Source organism: Stenotrophomonas sp. TWI819 (genome assembly GCF_039673075.1).
In the GTDB taxonomy this organism is placed as follows: domain Bacteria; phylum Pseudomonadota; class Gammaproteobacteria; order Xanthomonadales; family Xanthomonadaceae; genus Stenotrophomonas; species Stenotrophomonas rhizophila_B.
This window is the reverse complement of the sequence record NZ_JBDJKY010000012.1, coordinates 61,617-79,846: the sequence shown is the minus strand read 5'-3', so window position 1 is coordinate 79,846 and position 18,230 is coordinate 61,617. Positions and strand designations below refer to the sequence as shown.

Annotated in this window: 16 protein-coding genes; 12 read left to right on the top strand and 4 right to left on the bottom strand. The window is 67.2% G+C overall.

The window, feature by feature from the left end:
* Nucleotides 1-66: 66 nt before the first annotated feature.
* Nucleotides 67-927 (bottom strand): LysR family transcriptional regulator, encoded by an 861-nt coding sequence (locus ABE463_RS15485; RefSeq protein ID WP_346468758.1) that lies wholly within the window; start codon nt 925-927, stop codon nt 67-69.
* Between the two features lie 207 nt (nt 928-1,134).
* Here ABE463_RS15485 and blaL2 point away from each other — a divergent pair, with 207 nt between their 5' ends.
* On the top strand, nt 1,135-2,037 hold the full coding sequence (blaL2, locus tag ABE463_RS15480; protein WP_346468757.1) for a L2 family extended-spectrum class A beta-lactamase: 903 nt from the start codon (nt 1,135-1,137) through the stop codon (nt 2,035-2,037).
* A 94-nt stretch (nt 2,038-2,131) separates the two neighbouring features.
* Here the strand turns inward: blaL2 and ggpS are convergent, their stop codons facing one another.
* Both ggpS and ABE463_RS15470 read right to left on the bottom strand, forming a co-directional pair.
* Complete coding sequence (gene ggpS, locus ABE463_RS15475; protein WP_310443498.1) at nt 2,132-4,378, bottom strand: glucosylglycerol-phosphate synthase; 2,247 nt, start codon at nt 4,376-4,378, stop codon at nt 2,132-2,134.
* Between the two features lie 62 nt (nt 4,379-4,440).
* Complete coding sequence (locus ABE463_RS15470; RefSeq protein WP_259259398.1) at nt 4,441-5,709, bottom strand: MFS transporter; 1,269 nt, start codon at nt 5,707-5,709, stop codon at nt 4,441-4,443.
* 198 nt (nt 5,710-5,907) lie between these two features.
* Here ABE463_RS15470 and ABE463_RS15465 point away from each other — a divergent pair, with 198 nt between their 5' ends.
* Complete coding sequence (locus tag ABE463_RS15465; protein WP_346468756.1) at nt 5,908-7,479, top strand: hypothetical protein; 1,572 nt, start codon at nt 5,908-5,910, stop codon at nt 7,477-7,479.
* 52 nt (nt 7,480-7,531) lie between these two features.
* Nucleotides 7,532-8,167 carry a hypothetical protein gene (locus tag ABE463_RS15460; RefSeq protein WP_346468755.1) on the top strand — a complete coding sequence of 212 codons (636 nt, stop codon included), beginning with the start codon at nt 7,532-7,534 and terminating at the stop codon, nt 8,165-8,167.
* A gap of 48 nt (nt 8,168-8,215) precedes the next feature.
* Here the strand turns inward: ABE463_RS15460 and ABE463_RS15455 are convergent, their stop codons facing one another.
* Nucleotides 8,216-9,172 (bottom strand): DUF3011 domain-containing protein, encoded by a 957-nt coding sequence (locus ABE463_RS15455; protein ID WP_346468754.1) that lies wholly within the window; start codon nt 9,170-9,172, stop codon nt 8,216-8,218.
* Nucleotides 9,173-9,343: 171 nt separating this feature from the next.
* Here ABE463_RS15455 and aspS point away from each other — a divergent pair, with 171 nt between their 5' ends.
* The 9 genes from aspS to ybgC all read left to right on the top strand — a co-directional run bounded on the left by aspS (nt 9,344) and on the right by ybgC (nt 18,228).
* The gene (gene aspS, locus ABE463_RS15450; RefSeq protein ID WP_346468753.1) at nt 9,344-11,101 is read left to right on the top strand and encodes an aspartate--tRNA ligase; all 1,758 of its coding nucleotides are present in this window, start codon (nt 9,344-9,346) and stop codon (nt 11,099-11,101) included.
* Between the two features lie 171 nt (nt 11,102-11,272).
* Complete coding sequence (locus ABE463_RS15445; RefSeq protein ID WP_346468752.1) at nt 11,273-11,806, top strand: GNAT family N-acetyltransferase; 534 nt, start codon at nt 11,273-11,275, stop codon at nt 11,804-11,806.
* Nucleotides 11,807-11,915: 109 nt separating this feature from the next.
* Entirely contained in the window at nt 11,916-12,548 is a 633-nt protein-coding gene (locus ABE463_RS15440; RefSeq protein ID WP_259259404.1) for an alpha/beta hydrolase, read from the top strand.
* 83 nt (nt 12,549-12,631) lie between these two features.
* Nucleotides 12,632-13,363, top strand: coding sequence for a YebC/PmpR family DNA-binding transcriptional regulator (locus ABE463_RS15435; RefSeq protein WP_346468751.1), 732 nt, complete (start codon nt 12,632-12,634; stop codon nt 13,361-13,363).
* 96 nt (nt 13,364-13,459) lie between these two features.
* Complete coding sequence (gene ruvC, locus ABE463_RS15430; protein WP_121039160.1) at nt 13,460-13,981, top strand: crossover junction endodeoxyribonuclease RuvC; 522 nt, start codon at nt 13,460-13,462, stop codon at nt 13,979-13,981.
* 10 nt (nt 13,982-13,991) lie between these two features.
* A complete protein-coding gene (gene ruvA / locus ABE463_RS15425; RefSeq protein ID WP_088433901.1) occupies nt 13,992-14,582 on the top strand; it encodes a Holliday junction branch migration protein RuvA in 591 nt (196 codons plus the stop codon).
* Nucleotides 14,583-14,710: 128 nt separating this feature from the next.
* Nucleotides 14,711-16,561: a potassium transporter Kup gene (locus ABE463_RS15420; RefSeq protein WP_184997297.1), complete on the top strand. Its 1,851-nt coding sequence runs from the start codon at nt 14,711-14,713 to the stop codon at nt 16,559-16,561.
* A 205-nt stretch (nt 16,562-16,766) separates the two neighbouring features.
* A complete protein-coding gene (ruvB, locus tag ABE463_RS15415) occupies nt 16,767-17,807 on the top strand; it encodes a Holliday junction branch migration DNA helicase RuvB (RefSeq protein WP_123730394.1) in 1,041 nt (346 codons plus the stop codon).
* On the top strand, nt 17,797-18,228 hold the full coding sequence (gene ybgC, locus ABE463_RS15410) for a tol-pal system-associated acyl-CoA thioesterase (protein WP_123730395.1): 432 nt from the start codon (nt 17,797-17,799) through the stop codon (nt 18,226-18,228). The genes ruvB and ybgC overlap by 11 nt, the downstream gene beginning before the upstream one ends.
* Nucleotides 18,229-18,230 lie beyond the last annotated feature (2 nt).

Here is an 18,230-nt window from a genome sequence, read left to right as displayed (position 1 = left end):
TTCGGACATTGCGCTATCCACGCATGGTGGATCCACCCAAGGCTGGGCATCCACGCATGCGTGGGTTTACCGCGCTTCCAGCCATTCGCGGAATCTGCGCGCCGCATCGCTCTCGGCGCGCGAGCGCAGCCGCGTCAGCCAGTAGCTGCCCAGGTCCAGCGTCTGCGCAAACGGCTGGATCAAGCGTCCCTGGGCCAGGTCCTGCTCGAACATCTTCAACGGCAACAGCGCCACGCCCGCACCGGCGGCGGCCGCCGTGGCCAGCGTCAGCGACGAATCGAACACCGGCCCCCGTGCTTCCAGCTCCGGTGCTCCGGCCGCCTGCAGCCAGCGTGGCCACTCGTCGCTGCGGTAGGAGCGCAGCAACGCCACGCTGGCCAGATCGCGCGGCTGCCGCAGCGTACGTGCCAGCGCCGGCGCGCATAGCGGCGCGAATGGTGCCTCCAGTACAGCGTCGCTGATCTGCCCCTGCCAATCGCCATCACCGAACCGGATCGCGAGGTCCAACCCTTCACCGGCCAGATCGATGCGGTTGTTGTGGGTCTGCAGGCGCAGCTCGATATCCGGATGGCGCGCGTTGAAATCTCCCAGGCGCGGCAGCAGCCAGCCGGTGGCGAAGGTGCCGACCACCCCCACGCTCAGTACCTCGCGGAAGTGCCCGCCGACGAAGCGGTCCAGGCTCACCGCGATGCGGTCGAAGGCCTCGTTGAGCACCGGATACAGACGGGCCCCTTCATCGGTCAGGGCGACCCCGCGCGGCAACCGGGTGAACAGCGACACGCCCAGCCGATCCTCCAGCGCGCGGATCTGATGGCTCAGCGCGGCCTGGCTGACGCACAGTTCCAAGGCGGCGCGGGTGAAATTCTGGTGCCGCGCGGCAGCCTCGAAGGCGCGCAGGGCGTTGAGCGGCAGCTGGGGGCGGAGCATGGGGCGAGCCGTGAGCAGGGGTGATGCATCATCGCATCGCCTGCCGGGTTGGGTGCAAAGAGGGCCATCTACGAAGGCAATGCGTCGTCTCGTCGTCATCGAGCCACCGCGTAAGCATGAGGAAAAGTAATGAATGACACTGAAAATCGTCGCTGGTGGACGGGCGTGGACCTGCCAATACTCAGGCCTTCGCCAAGGAGAACCTGCATGATCGCTCGACGACAGTTCCTGCAATGGACCGGCGCGGCCGCCGCGTCTGCGCTGGCCGCCACCGCCTTCGCCAAGACGCCGCTGCCGGCGCCGAAACCCGCCGTCGCGGCGAAGGACTTCGCGGCGTTGGAAGTAGCAAGTGGCGGGCGCTTGGGCGTGACCCTGCTCAACACCGGCACCGGCTGGCGCACGGGCAACCGGCAGGACGAACGCTTCCCGATGTGCAGCACGTTCAAGTTCGTGTTGTCCGCCGCGGTACTGCAGCTGGCCGACCAGGGCAGGCTCTCGCTGGACCGGCGCGTGGCCGTGCGCCAGCAGGACATGCTCTCGCATGCGCCGGTGACCACACGGCATATCGGCAAGGACGTCACCGTGCGCGACCTGTGCCGGGCGACCATGATCACCAGCGACAATCCCGCCGCGAACCTGCTGCTGGGCATGGTGGGCGGGCCGGCCGGGGTGACCGCGTTCCTGCGTGCCAACGGCGATGCGGTGACCCGCAATGACCGTCTCGAGCCGGAGATGAACCGCTTCGCCCCGGGTGATCCGCGCGACACCACCAGCCCGGCCGCGATGGCCGCCAGCCTGCAGCGCTTCGTGCTCGGTGACGTCCTCAAGCCCGCCTCGAAACAGCAGTTGGCCGATTGGTTGATCGATAACGAAACCGGCGATACACGGCTGCGCGCCGGGTTGTCCAAGGCGTGGCGGGTGGGTGACAAGACCGGCAGCAATGGCGAGGACACCACCAATGACATCGCGATCCTGTGGCCGCTCGCCGGCGGTGCACCGTGGGTGCTGACCAGCTACCTGCAGGGCGCAACGGTGGATGATGCCGGCCGCAACGATGTGCTGCGGCAGGTGGCGGTGATCGCCGAAGGAATCATGCAGAAAGCCGGGTAACCGGGGCCTACCGGGTAGTGCCGGCCGCTGGCCGGCAACCCATGAAACCGGCACCGTTCGCAGCCGGCCAGCGGCCGGCACTACCTCTACAACGTCAGCCTTCGGTGTGGCTGGTGCGCACGGCTTCCAGGAAGTCCTGGCCCCAGCGATCCACGTCGTAGTACTCCACGCTGCCAAACAGCTGGCGCATACGCCCGGTGGCTTCATCGTCGGGCATCGACAACGCCTGCAGCAGGCCGGCGGTGAGGTCGGCCGGGTCATGTGGGTTGGTCAGCACCGCGCCTTTCAGCTCGGCGGCCGCACCGGCAAACTCACTGAGCACCAGCACGCCGTTGCTGCCCTCGATGCCCTGCGTGGCCACGAACTCCTTGGACACCAGGTTCAAGCCATCGCGCAGCGGGGTGATCCACATCACCTGCGCGGCAGCGTAGTGCGCGACCACTTCTTCGAACGGGAGTGCCTGGGCGAAGAAGCGCACCGGGGTCCAGTCCAATCGCGAGAAGCGCCCGTTGATCCGCCCCACCGCCTGCTCGATCTGGTTCTGCAGCGTGCGGTAGATGGTCATCTCGCGCGCGGCTGGCACGCAGATCATCAGCAGGGTGACCTTGCCCTGGCGATCCGGATGCTGCTCCAGCAACCGCTCGTACGCCTCCAGTTTGGCCAGCGTGCCCTTGGTGTAATCCAGGCGCTCCACCGACAGCACCAGCTTGCGTGCGCCGATCTCGCGGCGCAGCTTGAAGATGTCATTGCGCACATCGCTGCGTGCGAGCACGTTGTGGATGCGGCGCAGATCGGTGCCGACCGGATGCGCACCGAGGGCGACTTCGCGGTCGCCCACGCGCAGGCGCGTGGTCATCGTGTCCAGACCCACCGCACACCCGTACGTGAGGAAGCGCGGGGCGCAGCTTTCCCACGCCAGGCGCTCAGCCGGCATCGCGCCGCGCACGACGTCCACGAAGTTCTCCACCTGGCGCGGAATGTGGAAGCCGATGTAATCGCAGCTGAGCAGGCTGCCGATGATTTCGCGGCGCCAGGGCACCACGTTGAATACATCGGCCGAGGGGAAGTAGGTGTGGTGGAAGAAGGCGATCTTCAGGTCCGGGCGCAGCTCGCGCAGCGTGGCGGGCACCATCCACAGGTTGTAATCGTGGATCCACACGGTCGCGCCATGCGCGGCTTCGGCAGCGGTGGCTTCGGCGAACTTGCGGTTGACCTTCAGGAATACCTGCCAGTCTTCTTCGCGGAACTTCGCGCGTTCCCAGAACACGTGCAGCATCGGCCAGAACGCTTCCTTGGAAAAGCGTTTGTAGAAGATGTCCACTTCCTGCTTGCTCAGCGGCACGCGCGCGGCGGTCAGGGTGGGGTAGCGCTCGGCATCCACCGCCAGATGGGTCTGGAACGGGCCGCGCTTGGGATCATCGATCCCCCACGCGACCCAGGAGCCTTTCTGGCCGCCTTCGAAGAAGCTCAGCAGCGAGGGAATGATGCCGTTGGGCGAGCGCGGCGGGCGCTGCACCAGCACACCGTCCTCCATGACTTCATCGAAGGGCAGGCGGTGGTAGACCATCACCAGATCGGCGCCGTCCGCGCGTGCCTGCGCTGGCGGGCGCAGGAACGGATCGTCATCGGCGAGCAGGCCGAAATGTTCGATTGCTTCGAGGATGCCGCCGCAACCCGGCGCCTGTGCATGGAACGTGTGCTTCAGGTCGGCCGTCGCGGCGGTCAGCGCCGGCTCCGAATCGCCCACGCACACCCCGCGGAAACCGGAGGTGTACATCGACAGGTCATTGAGGGTGTCGCCGGCCACCAGAATGCGATCGCGCGGGAGCTCCAGCAGGCGCGCAAGCGCGGCCAGGGTGCGGCCCTTGTCGGTATCGGGCGGCAGGATGTCCAGATAGCGGTCGGCCGAGTACAGCACATCGCAACCCAGCGCCTGTGCGGCGGCCTGGATCTGCGAGCGCAGGGGCGCCAGCGTGTCGGGATCGCAGAAATACGAGCAGCGGCGTTCCTGCGGCACATCCTGGCGCTGCAGCGCGGTGAACGGGCGCATCGCGGCGGCGACGACCTGCTCGCCTGGCCAGTGCGCGTCGATCATCGATTGCAGAGGCTGCAGCGGCTGCAGGGTGTGGCCGTCGACGACGGTGGCGCCGACATCGCAGACCACATAGTCCGGGCGCGGAATGGCTGGATCGGAGAGCAGGGGCATCACCGCTTCCAGGCCGCGGCCGGTGATGAAGATCAGGCGTATGCCGGGGTGCTGGTCGACCAGCCGGTAGAGCCGATGGCGCGCGGCGGCATCGCCGGCGAGGAAGGTGCCATCCAGATCGGTGGCAAGGATCAGTTGCGGTGCCGGCGGGGCCGGCGGTGTACGGGTTGGAGTGAGGGAGGTCGGTGTCGAAACAGTCAATGCACTTCCTTATCGGAGTCAGAGGGGAGGGGAGTATCGGGATCCGGCGGCGCGGTGTCGGTCTCCGGCATCAGCTCCAGCGCCGAAGGCGTGGTGCGCAGCATCAGCCGGAAGCCGACCGGATGCGTGCGCAGGCGCTGGAAGCTGAGCAGGCGCGCGGTGGTGAACAGCGCCAGCAGCATCAGGACCACCGCGAAGTACAGCGGCAGTGCCGGCGCGCCGAAGCGCTGCATGGCCGCACCGGCCAACGCAGGGCCAAGCGCGGCGCCCACGCCATGCACCAGCAGCAGGCTGGAGCAGCCCGAAAGCAGGTCTTCGCGCGGCAGGTAGTCGAGCATGTGCGCAACCGCAAACGGATACAGCGCGAAGGCCAGCCCGCCGTAGAAGAAGAACAGGCCGAACACCAGATGCGTCTGTACCTGGATCATCGGCAGCGAGGCCACCACGGCGATACCGGCGGCCGCCAGGCTCAGGGCGACCAGCCCGGTGCGCCGGTCATGCCCGTCGCTGATGTGGCCCAGCGGCCACTGCAGCAAGGCACCGCCGGCGATGGCGGTGAGCATGAACAGGGCCACGCCGTTGCCGTCCAGGCCGATCTCGCCGGCATACACCGGCAGCAGGCCCCAGAACGCGCCCATCGCCAGGCCGGACAGGCCCGCGGCCACGGTCGCCACCGGTGCCATCGCATACAGCCGCGCCAGTTTCAGACGCGGCACCGAGGGGATCTCGGGCGGGCGCAGACGCGTTGCGGTGACGGGTAGTACCGCCGCGCAGACCAGGATCGCGGTGAGCATGAACATCGAGGTCGCGCCGGCATCGCCCAGCATCAGCAGCACCTGGCCGAGCGCCAGCGCCGAGAGATTGACCACCATGTACAGCGAGAAAGCGCGGCTGCGCAGGCGCGGATCGGGCTCGGCGTTGAGCCAGCTCTCGATCACGGTGTACAGGCCCACCAGCGCGATGCCGGTGAGGATGCGCAGCACGCCCCAGCCCACCGGATTGATCCACAGCGGGTGTACCAGCACCGCAATGGCGGCGAGGGCGGCGAAGAAGGCGAACGCACGGATATGGCCGATGCGGCCGATCAGCGAGGGGGCGAAGAAGGTGCCGATGAAGAACCCGGCAAAATAGCCGGACATCACCAGTCCCAACGTGCCGGCACCGAAGCCGGCTTCACCCCCGCGCACCGCCAGCAATGTGCCCAGCAGGCCGCTGCCGGTCAGCAGCAGCGCCACGCCGGCGAGCAGGGCGGTCAGCCGCAGCATCTGCGCGCTCTCGATGGAATTGGAAAAACTAACACCTGCTCAACCCTAACATAGCGAGCTTGAAGGCCGTGTCAGTGGGCGCGCGTGCCTGTTGCGCTGCCGTGGCGAACGCTGGAAACTCCGCGGGCCGCGCCCGCAGGTGCGCGATCCTTTTCTTTCATGTCCCGGCCGCCGGGTGTTTCAACAGGAGTAACAGGTGTGATCCAGGACGTCGATACGAAGCGCAGCCTCTTGCCGGGGAAAATCCTGCTGTATTTTGCCGCCGTGATGCTGGTGGCGCTGCTCTGCTATGGCTGGTCGATGCCGCCGGTGGATGCATCCGGCTTCCGCCAGACCCAGACCGCCTTGTCGATCGACTGGATCGCCCGTGGCTTTCCGGTGTTCAGCTACATCACCCCGGTGATCGGCGCGCCGTGGTCGATTCCGTTCGAGTTCCCGCTGTACCAGTGGCTGGCGGCGATGTTGTCCAATGCCACCGGGATGGGCATCGACAACAGTGCCCGCCTGGTGTCGGCGGTGTTCCACGTCGGTTGCATCGTGATGGTGTACCGCGTGGCCCTGGCGATCCGGCCGGAGCGTGCGCTGGCGCTGTGCATCGCTGGTGCCTTCGCGGCATCGCCGTATGCGCTGTTCTGGGGCCGCTCGGTGATGATCGAATCCACGGCGGTGTTCTTCGGGCTGGTGTTCGTCTGGGCGCTGGCGCGGCTGCGGGCGTCGCCGCTGGACTACCCGCGCTTGATCGGGCTGGGGCTGGTTGCGGTGATCGCGGCGGTGCTGTCGGCATTGGTCAAGGTCACCACGTTCTTCGCATTCGCCGCCTTCGTTGCACTGGCGGTTGCCTGGCTGGCCGTGCGCGAGCACGGTTGGCGTCCGCAGTGGCTGGCCCGGCACTGGCCGCTGTTGGCCTGGGGCGCGCTGTCGGCGGTGGCCGTGCTGGCCGTGATGACCCAATGGCTCTCGCATGCCGATGCGCTGAAGGCGCAATCGCCGCTGGGGCATGAGGTGACCTCGAGCGCGTTGTCGGCGTGGAACTACGGCACGCTGCAGCAGAAGCTGGATCCGGCCACCTGGTGGGGCACGGTGTTCAAGAAGCGCTTCAGCGGCGCCGTCGGGTCGAACTGGGTGTTCCTGATCTTGCTGGTCGTGGGGCTGTGTGCGCGACCGATCCGCGGCGCGGTGCTGTTGTTGCTGGTGGCCTACCTGGCACCGGTGGCGGTGTTCACCAACCTGCATATCGCCCATCCGTACTACCAGGCGGCCAACATCGTGTTCGCCACCTCGATCGTCGGCCTGGTCGTGTGGTGGAGCATCCAGCGCGCGCAGATCAGCGGCAGGACGGCGCGGCCGATCTGGCTGGTCGGCCTGGTGTGCCTGCTGTCCTTCGGCAACCTGGCAGGCAACTACGCCAAGCGGATGCGCGAGGCGCGCGAGCCGGGCGAAGTGGCGCAGATCGCGGCGCTGATCAAGTCGAGCACGCAGGCGCAGAGCGTCATCGTCGGTTTCGGGCAGGACTGGTCGTCCGAGCTGCCGTACTTCGCCGGCCGGCGTGCGGTGATGGTGCCTGACTGGGCCCCGACCACCGCGTTGGCCTCGATGGCCGGTTCGGACGCCGCGCTGGGCGGCTTGCCGCTGGGTGCATTGGTGGACTGCCCCCATGGGCTGGCCAGCGATCCTGCCCGCAGCGCATACGTGCAGCAGATCATCGCGCGGTACAGCGCCGGCGCCACCGCCCAGACCGTGGGGCACTGCCAGGTGTGGCTGCACCGCTGAAGACGGCCCGCCCCGGTTTGCACGCGCCGTGCGGGGCCGTTAGGGTGGGGGCATGAATGCTTCCGCCCTCGTTCCTGCTGTTCTGGTGCTGGCTTTGGCCGGCTGTTCCCCTCAATCGGATGCGGTGTCGCACGACATCGCCAATGCCCCGTCCGATGCCTTCATGTCGGCCGTGGCCGCGCATTGCGGCAAGGCCTTTGAAGGCCGTATCGCGGTCAATGAGCCCAAGACCGACGCGCCCGATCCCTTCGAGGGCAAGCGGCTGGTGATGCATGTGCGTGGCTGTGAGGATCCGGCGCATGAGCTGCGGATTCCCTTCCATGTCGGTGATGATCACTCGCGCACCTGGGTGCTGACCCGTACCGAGCATGGGCTGCGTCTCAAACACGATCACCGCCACGAAGATGGCAGCCCCGATGCGGTCACGATGTACGGTGGCGACAGCAAGCCGCCGGGCACCGCGCAGCGCCAGTCATTCCCGGTGGATTCGGACTCGGTGGCGATGTTCCGCAAGGCCGACATGCTCGCCTCCGTGCAGAACACCTGGGCGATGGACGTGGAGCCGGACCAGCGCTTCGTCTACGAATTGACCCGCCCGGGCGGCCGCCACTTCCAGGTGGTGTTCGACCTGAGCAAGCCGGTGGCATTGCCGCCGGCGCCGTGGGGCAGCGAGCCGCCCGCGCCGTAACGTTCAAGGGTGCCGACCCGCGGTCGGCACCTATCCGCAAAGGGGCGCTCAGCGCGCCCCGAACCGGGCGCGGCACCCGCCGCTCACCCACAGGCTGCCGTTGCTGTAGCCCCAGCTGCGGCCTTCCACGCAGGCCGTTCCCGACAGCTGCTGTACCAGTGCAGGGCGCCCCTGGCGGTCGTCCCAGGCGCAGGTCTGCTGGCGCTTGTCGTTGCTGCTGCAGGTCACGCTGTAGTTGCTGTTGCCGCCGGGGCCGCCCCAGTTGCCACCGCTGTTGCCCCGCGCTTCGGCGAATTCGCCGCGGCAGCCACGGTTGACCCAGACTGCGCCATTGCGCACGCCCCAGGTCTGGCCTTCGACACAGGCCGAGCCCGAGATCTGGCGGACCAGGGTGGCATTGCGCCAGCCGGTGTTGCAGGTGCGCTCTCGGTTGTCCTGGCTCTCGCAGCGGATGGTGGCCCCGGTGCCGCCACCGCCACCCCAATTGCCGCCATTGCCACGGCCCTCGACGAATTCGGCCCGGCAGCCGCCGCTGACCCAGACGGTACCGTTGCGCGAGCCCCAGTTGCGGCCCTCGGTACAGGTGGTTCCGGAAATCTGGCGCGACAGCTGCGCGCTGCGCCAGCCGGTGTTGCAGCTGCGCTCGCGGTTGTCCTGGCTCTCACAGCGGACCGTGCCGTTGTTGCCCGGGCCGTTGCCGCCGCCATTCCAGTTGCCGTTGCCGCCGCCGTTGCCGCGCAGCGAGGTGGCGATGTCCTGTTTGATGCGGGAAAAGCTCCAGCCCGAGTTGACCTGGGCCAGGTAGAAGCGCAACTGGTCATCCGGGATCCGGCGGCCATTGGACTGGTCGGCGTATTCCTGGGTGATCACCCGGCTGCGGTCGGAGGGGGACAGCTGCGACAGATTTTCCGGGGCATAGGCCCGGGTACTCATCTGGGCGTGCAGGGCCGGGGCCGTACAGGCCAGGGCAAGGGTGAGGCAGACGGTGCTCAGACGGCGTTGCATGGCGACATCCCCGTGCGGTCGTTGGTGCGCGGACTATAGGAATGCCCCCGGTTCAGAGCGCGTGATGCCGGGCCGCGGCGCCCGGATTTGCCCCGCCGGGCTGGCGGCCGCAGAATAACGGGCTTTCCGGCGCAGCTTGGCGTCGGCACTCTCCTGCGGAGCTTTACCCCCATGCGTACCCACTTCTGTGGCCTGGTCGACGAGACCCTGATTGGCCAAACCGTAACCCTCGCCGGCTGGACCGACGTTGCCCGCAACCAGGGCGGCGTGGTTTTCATCGATCTGCGCGATCATGAAGGCATCGTGCAGGTGACGGTGGAAGTCGACAACGCGGCTGTATTCGCCGTGGCCGCCAGCCTGGGCTACGAGGACGTGCTGCAGGTGGAAGGCGTGGTGCGCGCGCGCCATGCGGCCAACGACAAGCTCCGCACCGGCAACGTGGAAGTGATCGCCACGGCCATCACCATCCTCAACAAGGCCGAGCCGCTGCCGTTCCACGCGCATGAGAACCCGGGCGAAGAAACCCGCCTGAAATACCGTTACCTGGATCTGCGCCGCCCGGAAATGCAGCGCATGCAGCGCACCCGCATCAAGCTGGTGCAGGCTCTGCGGCGCCACCTGGATGCCACCGGCTTCCAGGACATCGAAACCCCGATCCTGACCAAGGCCACCCCGGAAGGCGCCCGCGACTTCCTGGTGCCGGCGCGCATGCACCCGGGCGAGTTCTACGCCCTGCCGCAGAGCCCGCAGCTGTTCAAGCAGATCCTGATGGTGGCCGGCTTCGACCGTTACTACCAGATCGCGCGCTGCTTCCGCGACGAGGCCCTGCGTGCCGATCGCCAGCTGGAGTTCACCCAGCTGGACATGGAGTTCGCCTTCGTGCGCGAACGCGACGTGCAGGACTTCGTGGAGAACATGATCCGCGCCATCTTCGCCGAAGTGGTCGATGTGGAGCTGGCCGCCAGCTTCCCGCGCATGACCTGGGCCGAGGCGATGCGTCGCTATGGCTCTGACAAGCCGGACCTGCGCATCGCGCTGGAGCTGGTGGACGTGGCCGAGCTGGTCAAGACCAGCGAGTTCCCGGTCTTCACCGCCGCCGCCAACGATGCCGATGGCCGCGTCGCCGCGCTGCGCATCCCGGGTGGTGCCAGCCTGTCGCGCAAGCAGATCGACGACTACGCCGCGCATGCCGCCAAGTACGGCGCCAAGGGTCTGGCCTACATCAAGATCAGCGAAAGCGGCGAAGTCAGCTCGCCGATCGCCAAGTTCTTCAGCGAAGAGGCCTTCGCCGCGCTGGTCGCCCAGGTGGGCGCCGGTAACGGCGACATCGTGTTCTTCGGCGCCGGTGGCTACAACAAGGTCTCCGACTTCATGGGCGCCCTGCGCCTGAAGGCCGGCAAGGACTTCAACCTGGTCGCTGCCGGCTGGGCACCGCTGTGGGTCACCGATTTCCCGATGTTCGAGTACGACGACGAAGCCCAGCGCTACGTCGCCCTGCATCACCCCTTCACCGCACCGGCAGTGGATGACATCGCCGATCTGCGCGCCAACGCCAGGACCGCCGTATCGCGCGGCTATGACATGGTGCTCAACGGCAACGAGATCGGCGGTGGTTCGATCCGTATCCACCGCTCGGACATGCAGAGCGCGGTGTTCGACCTGCTGGGCATCGGGGCCGAAGAGGCCGAGGGCAAGTTCGGCTTCCTGCTCGACGCGCTGCGTTTCGGCGCGCCGCCGCACGGTGGCATCGCCTTCGGTATCGACCGTATCGCCGCACTGATGGCCGGTACCGAGTCGATCCGCGACGTCATCCCGTTCCCGAAGACCACCGGCGCGCAGTGCCTGATGACCGGTGCCCCGTCGCCGATCCCGGACGAGCAGCTGGCCGAAGTGCACGTCCAGGTCCGTCCGCGCGCGGTCAAGGAATAAGCCGGTAAACGCCGGCCATCGGTCGGCGTGGGGTGCGGCAGGTACCGGCCGGGGGTTGGTGCCTGCCTACTGATTGCGCCTGTCATGATTGAAAAAGTCGATGGTCACGAGGCGCCATCGCCGCAGCGTTCAGGTAAATTGGCGGCTCCCGCCGATGCCGATGCTCCTGCCGTGACCCCAGGCCGTTACACCATCCGCCGCGCCACCCCGGACGATGCCCAGACTCTGTCGGTGCTGGCCGCCCGTACCTTCGTGGAAACCTTCGGCCACCTGTACCCGCCGGAGGATCTGCAGGCCTTCCTGGATGAGGCGTACCCGGCGCAGCGCCAGCGCATCATCCTCGAACACCCCGATTACGCGGTCTGGCTGCTGGAGCTGGACGGTGTTGCCGTGGGTCACGCCGCTGCCGGCCCCTGCGGCCTGCCGCATGCCGAGGTGCAGCCAGGGGACCTTGAACTCAAGCGTTTGTACCTGATCAAGGAGCAGCAGAGCTGTGGCTGGGGCAGCCGTCTGTTCGAAACGGCGCTTGCCTGGCTGGAACGCGACGGCCCGCGCACGGTGTGGCTCGGTGTCTGGTCGGAAAACTTCGGCGCGCAGCGCTTCTATGCCCGCTACGGCTTCAGCAAGGTCGGCACCTACGAGTTCCCGGTCGGCAACGTGCGCGACCTGGAGTTCATCCTGCGCCGTCCGCCAACGGCCGCCTGAGCCGGATCCTGAAGGGCCGCGACGGCTTCACCTGCCGTTGTCCGGTCCATTCGTCTAATGACGCTGTTTCCTTCTGCAGGCGCCCCGCCCAACGGGCTAGGCTGACACCATGAATCCCCCTGTTTTACTGCTGCATGGCATCTGGAATGCGCGCGCGTGGGTCGGCCCGCTGGCCTGGCGTCTGCGTGCCCGTGGCTTCGCCGTGGATACCTTCGGGTATTCCAGCGTGTTCGGGGGGCCGGAGGTGGCGGTGCCGCAACTGCTGGAGCGGCTCAAGGACAGCGGTCCAGTCTCGCTGGTCGGGCACAGCCTGGGCGGACTGGTCGCGCTGGAGGCGCTGCGGCGCGCGCCGGAGCTGCCGGTTTCGCGGGTGGTCTGCCTCGGTTCGCCGCTGCGCGGCAGTGTGACCGCCCGCTCCCTGAGCGATCACGGCTGGTCACTGGCGCTGGGGCGCAGCTCGGAACTGCTGCTTGATGGCCTGCCGGCCTGGGAGGGCAGGGCGCAGGTCGGCCTGATCGCCGGCTCCGTCCCGCACGGGTTGGGCAGCCTGCTGGGCGCCTGTGGCGATGCGTCCGATGGCACCGTGGCGCTGGATGAGACGCAGTTGCCCGGTCTGGCCGACCACTGCGTGATCCCGGCCAGCCATAGCGGGCTGGTATTTTCGCCGGATGCCGCGCGCCAGACCGCCGCGTTCCTGCGCGATGGCCGGTTCCGCCGGGACGACGCGGCCCACGCTGCCTGATCGGGCCCGGCACTGACACGGGCGGGCCGACGGATCAGGTAGAATTCGCGCCCTGTTCCTGACAGAAACACGAGAGTCACCCCATGGGTAGAGGCCCCTCCATCGAGAACCGCAAAAACGCGTCTGACGCGAAGCGCGGCAAGATTTTCACCAAGATCATCCGCGAGATCGGCGTTGCCGCGCGCGGCGGTGGAGGCGACCCCAACAACAACCCGCGCCTGCGGGTGGCCATGGACAAGGGCCTGTCGTCGAACATGTCCAAGGACGTGATCGAGCGCGCCATCAAGAAGGCGACCGGTGAGCTGGAAGGCGTCGAGTACGAAGAGATCCGCTACGAGGGCTATGCCCCCGGTGGCGTGGCCGTGATCGTGGACTGTCTGACCGACAACCGCGTGCGTACCGTGGCCGATGTCCGCCATGCGTTCAGCAAGTGCGGCGGCAACATGGGCACGGAAGGCTCGGTGTCGTTCATGTTCAAGCGCCTGGGCGTGCTGCACTTCGCCGCCGGCGCGGACGAAGAGGCCGTCACCGAAGCGGCGATCGAGGCCGGCGCGGATGACATCGTGGTCTACCCGGAGGACGGGGCGATCGACGTGGTCACCGCGGCCGACAGCTACCACGCGGTCAAGGATGCGATGGCAGCCGCCGGGTTCACGCCCGACCACGCCGAAATCACCTACCGCGCCGACAACGACATCAAGGTCGAGGGCGACACCGCCCTGCAGGTCAAGAAGCTGCTGGACATGCTCGAAGACCTGGACGACGTGCAGGACGTGTTCTCCAACGCCGAGCTCGGCGCGGACGCCTACGCCTGAGCGGGCGCTTCACCGGTCGCTTTGCGCGACCGGTGAGCGGACAATGCGGACCATGATGACTCCAGCCGTTCCCTGTTATCCCCGTGTGTGTGCCGCATGACCCGCATTCTCGGCATCGACCCCGGTTCGCAGCGCACCGGGGTGGGCATCATTGATGTGGACGCCGCCGGCAAGGTGGTGCATGTGCATCACCTGCCGCTGGTGCTGTTGGGCGCGGACGACTTCCCCCAGCGGATGAAGCTGCTGGTGGTCGGCCTGACCGCCCTGGTCGAGGAATACCGCCCCGACGAAGTGGCCATCGAAAAGGTCTTCATGGCGCGCAACCCCGATTCGGCCTTGAAGCTGGGCCAGGCGCGTGGCGCCGCCATCTCGGCCGTGGTGATGCGTGATCTGCCGGTCAGCGAGTACGCCGCCACCGAGATCAAGCTGGCCGTGGTCGGCCGCGGTGGCGCGGAAAAACAACAGGTCCAACACATGGTCGGGCTCATGCTCAACCTGAAAACCAAGCTGCAGGCCGACGCTGCCGATGCGTTGGCCGTGGCGATCACCCACGCCCATGTCCGGGCGACGGCGCTGCGCCTGGGCGTCAATGCGCGCCAGGCCTGGAGCCGGAAATGAGGAACACTGCATGATTGGTCGTCTGCGCGGGATCGTGGCCTACAAGGCACCGCCTTGGCTGATGGTGGACGTCAATGGCGTCGGCTACGAGCTGGAGGCGCCGATGAGCACCTTCTACGACCTGCCCGAACTGGGCCGCGAGGTCACCTTGTTCACCCATTACGCGCAGAAGGAAGACAGCGTCTCGTTGTACGGCTTCCTGCGCGAGGGCGAGCGGCGCCTGTTCCGCGATGTGCAGAAGGTCAGCGGGATCGGCGCCAAGATCGCGCTGGCCGTGCTCTCCGGCGTCAGCGTGGATGAGTTCGCGCGCATGCTGCAGGCCGGTGACATCACCGCGCTGACCCGGATTCCGGGCATCGGCAAGAAGACCGCCGAGCGGATGGTGCTGGAACTGCGCGACCGCGCGGCCAATTTCGGTGGTGGCGGCGCGCCGATCGCCGGTGCCGCACCGGCCACCGATCCGGTCTCCGAGGCAACCGTGGCCCTGCAGCAGCTGGGTTACAAGCCGACCGAGGCCGCGCGCATGGCACGCGATGCCAACGCCGAGGGAGACGATGTCGCCACGGTCATCCGCAAAGCCCTGCAGGCCGCGCTGCGCTGAGCCGCGCGCCTGTCTTTCCCTAGCTGCCGACACTACCGACCGCGTCCGCCCGGAGCCCCATGTCCACCACTTCTTCCCAGCACAGCGATGGCCCGTCCCCGCACGGGCACGCGCCGGCCGCCGGTGGCATGGCGCTGATGATCGGCGCCATCGGCGTGGTATTCGGCGATATCGGCACCAGCCCGCTGTACACGCTGAAAGAAGCGTTCTCCCCGCACTACGGGCTCAACAGCGACCACGACACCGTGCTGGGGGTGCTGTCGCTGGCCTTCTGGGCACTGAACATCGTGGTTACCCTCAAGTACGTCACCATCATCATGCGCGCCGACAATGAGGGCGAGGGCGGCATCATGGCGTTGATGGCGCTGACCCAGCGAACCCTGCGCAACGGCTCGCGCTCGGCCTACGTGGTGGGCATCCTGGGCATCTTCGGCGCCTCGTTGTTCTTCGGTGACGGGGTGATCACCCCGGCCATCTCGGTGCTGGGCGCGGTGGAAGGCCTGGAGGTCGCGGCCCCGGGGCTGCATGCGTTCATCGTGCCGATCACGGTGGTGGTGCTGCTGGCGGTGTTTGCCGTGCAGCGCTTTGGTACCGAAAAGATCGGCAAGCTGTTCGGTCCGATCACCTCGATCTGGTTCATCTCGTTGGCCGCGATCGGCATCTACAACATCGTCGATGCGCCCGAGGTGCTCAAGGCGTTCAACCCGATGTGGGCGCTGCGCTTCTTCATGGAGCATGGCTGGCACGGCATCTTCATCCTCGGCGCGGTGGTGCTGGCCGTGACCGGCGGCGAGGCGCTGTACGCGGACATGGGCCACTTTGGCGCCAAACCGATCCGCCACGCCTGGTACTTCTTCGTGCTGCCGTGCCTGGTGCTGAACTACCTGGGGCAGGGCGCGCTGGTGCTCAACAACCCCGAGGCGGTCAAGAACCCGTTCTTCGAAGCGGTGCCGGACTGGGCGCTGTACCCGATGATCATCCTGGCCACCATGGCCGCGGTGATCGCCTCGCAGTCGGTGATCACCGGTGCGTTCTCGGTGTCGCGCCAGGCCATGCAGCTGGGCTACATCCCGCGCATGCGGATCACCCACACCTCGCACGACACCATCGGCCAGATCTACATCCCGGGCATCAACTGGGGCATCGCGGTGATGGTGATCGGGCTGGTGCTGGCGTTCCGCAGCTCCTCCAACCTGGCCGTGGCCTACGGCATTTCGGTCTCGGCGACGATGCTGATCGATACCCTGCTGCTGGCCCTGGTGGCCCGCGCGCTGTGGCCGACCTCGCGCTACTGGATCATTCCGCTGTGCGCGGTGTTCTTCGTGATCGACCTGGGCTTTGTGATCGCCAATGGCGCCAAGCTGCTGCAGGGCGCGTGGTTCCCGGTGGTGCTGGGCATCGTGCTGTTCACCATGATGCGCACCTGGCGCCGTGGCCGCGAGCTGCTGCGCGATGAAATCCGCAAGGACGGCATCCGGATCGACACCTTCCTGCCGGGCCTGATGCTGGCCCCGCCGGTGCGGGTGCCGGGCACTGCCGTGTTCCTCACCGCCGATCCCTCGGTGGCCCCGCACGCGCTGATGCACAACCTCAAGCACAACAAGGTGCTGCATGAGCGCAACGTGTTCCTGCACGTGGTGACCCTGCCGGTGCCGTACGCGCCCTCGGGTCAGCGCCTGAAGATCGAATCGGTGGGCGACGAGTTCTACCGGATCTACGTGAAGTTCGGCTTCATGGAGACCCCGGACGTGCCGCTGGCGCTGATGCGTTCGTGCGACCACGGCGGGATCTACTTCGATCCGATGGACACCACGTTCTTCGCCAGCCGCGAGACCATCGTGGCCACCGCCAACCGCGGCATGCCGATCTGGCGCGACAAGCTGTTCGCGCTGATGCACCGGAACGCCGCGCCGGCGACCGGGTTCTTCCGGATTCCGGGCAATCGGCTTGTGGAGCTAGGGGCCCAGGTCGAGATCTGAATCTCGACCTGGGCTGCCCCACGGTTTGCGATGCAAACCGTGGGCCCCGGCGGCATTCCACCTTATCCCCGCGCCTTCGGCGCGCCCCCTTGAACAACAAGGGGGCTCTTCTCCAGTTGGTTGGCTGCTCAATGCGCCTGCATGGCGCGGCGCCGGCTGGGGCTGCCGGGCGCGGATCGCGCCGCTTTTGCCGCATAATTGCCGAATGACCGACGACCGCATCATCGCTGCCGGTGCCACCCGCGAAGACGAGGGCACCGACGCCAGCATCCGCCCCAAGCGCATGGCCGATTACCTCGGCCAGGCCCCTGTGCGCGAGCAGCTGTCGATCTACATCGAGGCGACCAAGGCCCGTGGTGACGCGCTTGACCACGTGCTGATCTTCGGGCCGCCGGGTCTGGGCAAGACCACGTTGAGCCATGTGATCGCCAATGAGCTGGGGGTCGCGCTGCGCGTCACCTCCGGCCCGGTGATCGAAAAGGCGGGCGATCTGGCTGCGCTGCTGACCAATCTGCAGCCGCACGATGTGCTGTTCATCGATGAAATCCACCGCCTCTCGCCGGTCGTGGAAGAAGTGCTGTACCCGGCGATGGAAGATTTCCAGATCGACATCATGATCGGCGAGGGCCCTGCGGCCCGCTCGATCAAGATCGATCTGCCGCCGTTCACCCTGATCGGCGCGACCACCCGTGCGGGCCTGCTGACCGCGCCGCTGCGCGACCGCTTCGGCATCGTGCACCGGCTGGAGTTCTATACGCCGGAAGAGCTCACCAAGATCGTCCGGCGCTCGGCCAGCATCCTCAACATTGATTGCACCGCCGAAGGCGCGGCCGAGATCGCACGGCGCTCGCGCGGCACCCCGCGTATCGCCAACCGGCTGCTGCGCCGCGTGCGCGATTTCGCCCAGGTGAAGGCCGCCGGCCACATCGACCAGGACGTCGCCCAGGCGGCGATGCAGATGCTGAAGGTCGACCCGGAGGGCTTCGACGAGCTCGATCGGCGGCTGCTGCGGACCATGGTCGATTACTTCGACGGTGGCCCGGTCGGCATCGAGTCGCTGGCGGCGGCCCTGTCCGAAGAGCGTGGCACGCTGGAGGATGTGGTCGAGCCGTACCTGATCCAGCAGGGCTTCCTGATCCGCACCGCGCGGGGCCGCATGTGCACGCACAAGGCCTACCGGCACATGGGGTTGAAGCCGAAAAACCCGCCGGCCGACCTGTTCGCGGAGATTCCGGATGTCGGTTGATCCCCGATTCAGTTGGCCGACACGCATTTACTGGGAAGATACCGACGCTGGCGGGGTCGTGTACCACGCCCGCTACGTGGCCTTCATGGAACGGGCGCGCACCGAATGGATGCGGGCATTGGGGTATGGTCAGGAGCGCATGCGCTGCGACCACGGCCTGGTGTTCGCGGTGCGCAGCATGTCCATGGATTTCCTCAAGCCGGCGCGTCTGGATGATGCGTTGGCGGTCACCGCCACGCTGGTGCAGTGCAAGCGCGCCAGCATGGTGTTCGCCCAAGCGGTCCATCGGGGCGATGAGACACTGCTGACCGCGCAGGTGAAGATCGCCGCGCTCGATGCAACCACCTTCAAACCGCGTGGCATGGACGATGCACTGCATGCCGCGCTGAAACACCTCGAATTTCCAGAATCCGCACACTGAGG

Coding starts and splice junctions, on each gene's coding strand:
- ABE463_RS15485 (WP_346468758.1), bottom strand. CDS start 927: ATGCTCCGCCCCCAGCTGCCGCTCAACGCCCTGCGCGCCTTCGAGGCT.
- blaL2 (WP_346468757.1), top strand. CDS start 1,135: ATGATCGCTCGACGACAGTTCCTGCAATGGACCGGCGCGGCCGCCGCG.
- ABE463_RS15470 (WP_259259398.1), bottom strand. CDS start 5,709: ATGCTGCGGCTGACCGCCCTGCTCGCCGGCGTGGCGCTGCTGCTGACC.
- ABE463_RS15460 (WP_346468755.1), top strand. CDS start 7,532: ATGAATGCTTCCGCCCTCGTTCCTGCTGTTCTGGTGCTGGCTTTGGCC.
- ABE463_RS15455 (WP_346468754.1), bottom strand. CDS start 9,172: ATGCAACGCCGTCTGAGCACCGTCTGCCTCACCCTTGCCCTGGCCTGT.
- aspS (WP_346468753.1), top strand. CDS start 9,344: ATGCGTACCCACTTCTGTGGCCTGGTCGACGAGACCCTGATTGGCCAA.
- ABE463_RS15440 (WP_259259404.1), top strand. CDS start 11,916: ATGAATCCCCCTGTTTTACTGCTGCATGGCATCTGGAATGCGCGCGCG.
- ABE463_RS15435 (WP_346468751.1), top strand. CDS start 12,632: ATGGGTAGAGGCCCCTCCATCGAGAACCGCAAAAACGCGTCTGACGCG.
- ruvC (WP_121039160.1), top strand. CDS start 13,460: ATGACCCGCATTCTCGGCATCGACCCCGGTTCGCAGCGCACCGGGGTG.
- ruvA (WP_088433901.1), top strand. CDS start 13,992: ATGATTGGTCGTCTGCGCGGGATCGTGGCCTACAAGGCACCGCCTTGG.
- ABE463_RS15420 (WP_184997297.1), top strand. CDS start 14,711: ATGGCGCTGATGATCGGCGCCATCGGCGTGGTATTCGGCGATATCGGC.
- ruvB (WP_123730394.1), top strand. CDS start 16,767: ATGACCGACGACCGCATCATCGCTGCCGGTGCCACCCGCGAAGACGAG.
- ybgC (WP_123730395.1), top strand. CDS start 17,797: ATGTCGGTTGATCCCCGATTCAGTTGGCCGACACGCATTTACTGGGAA.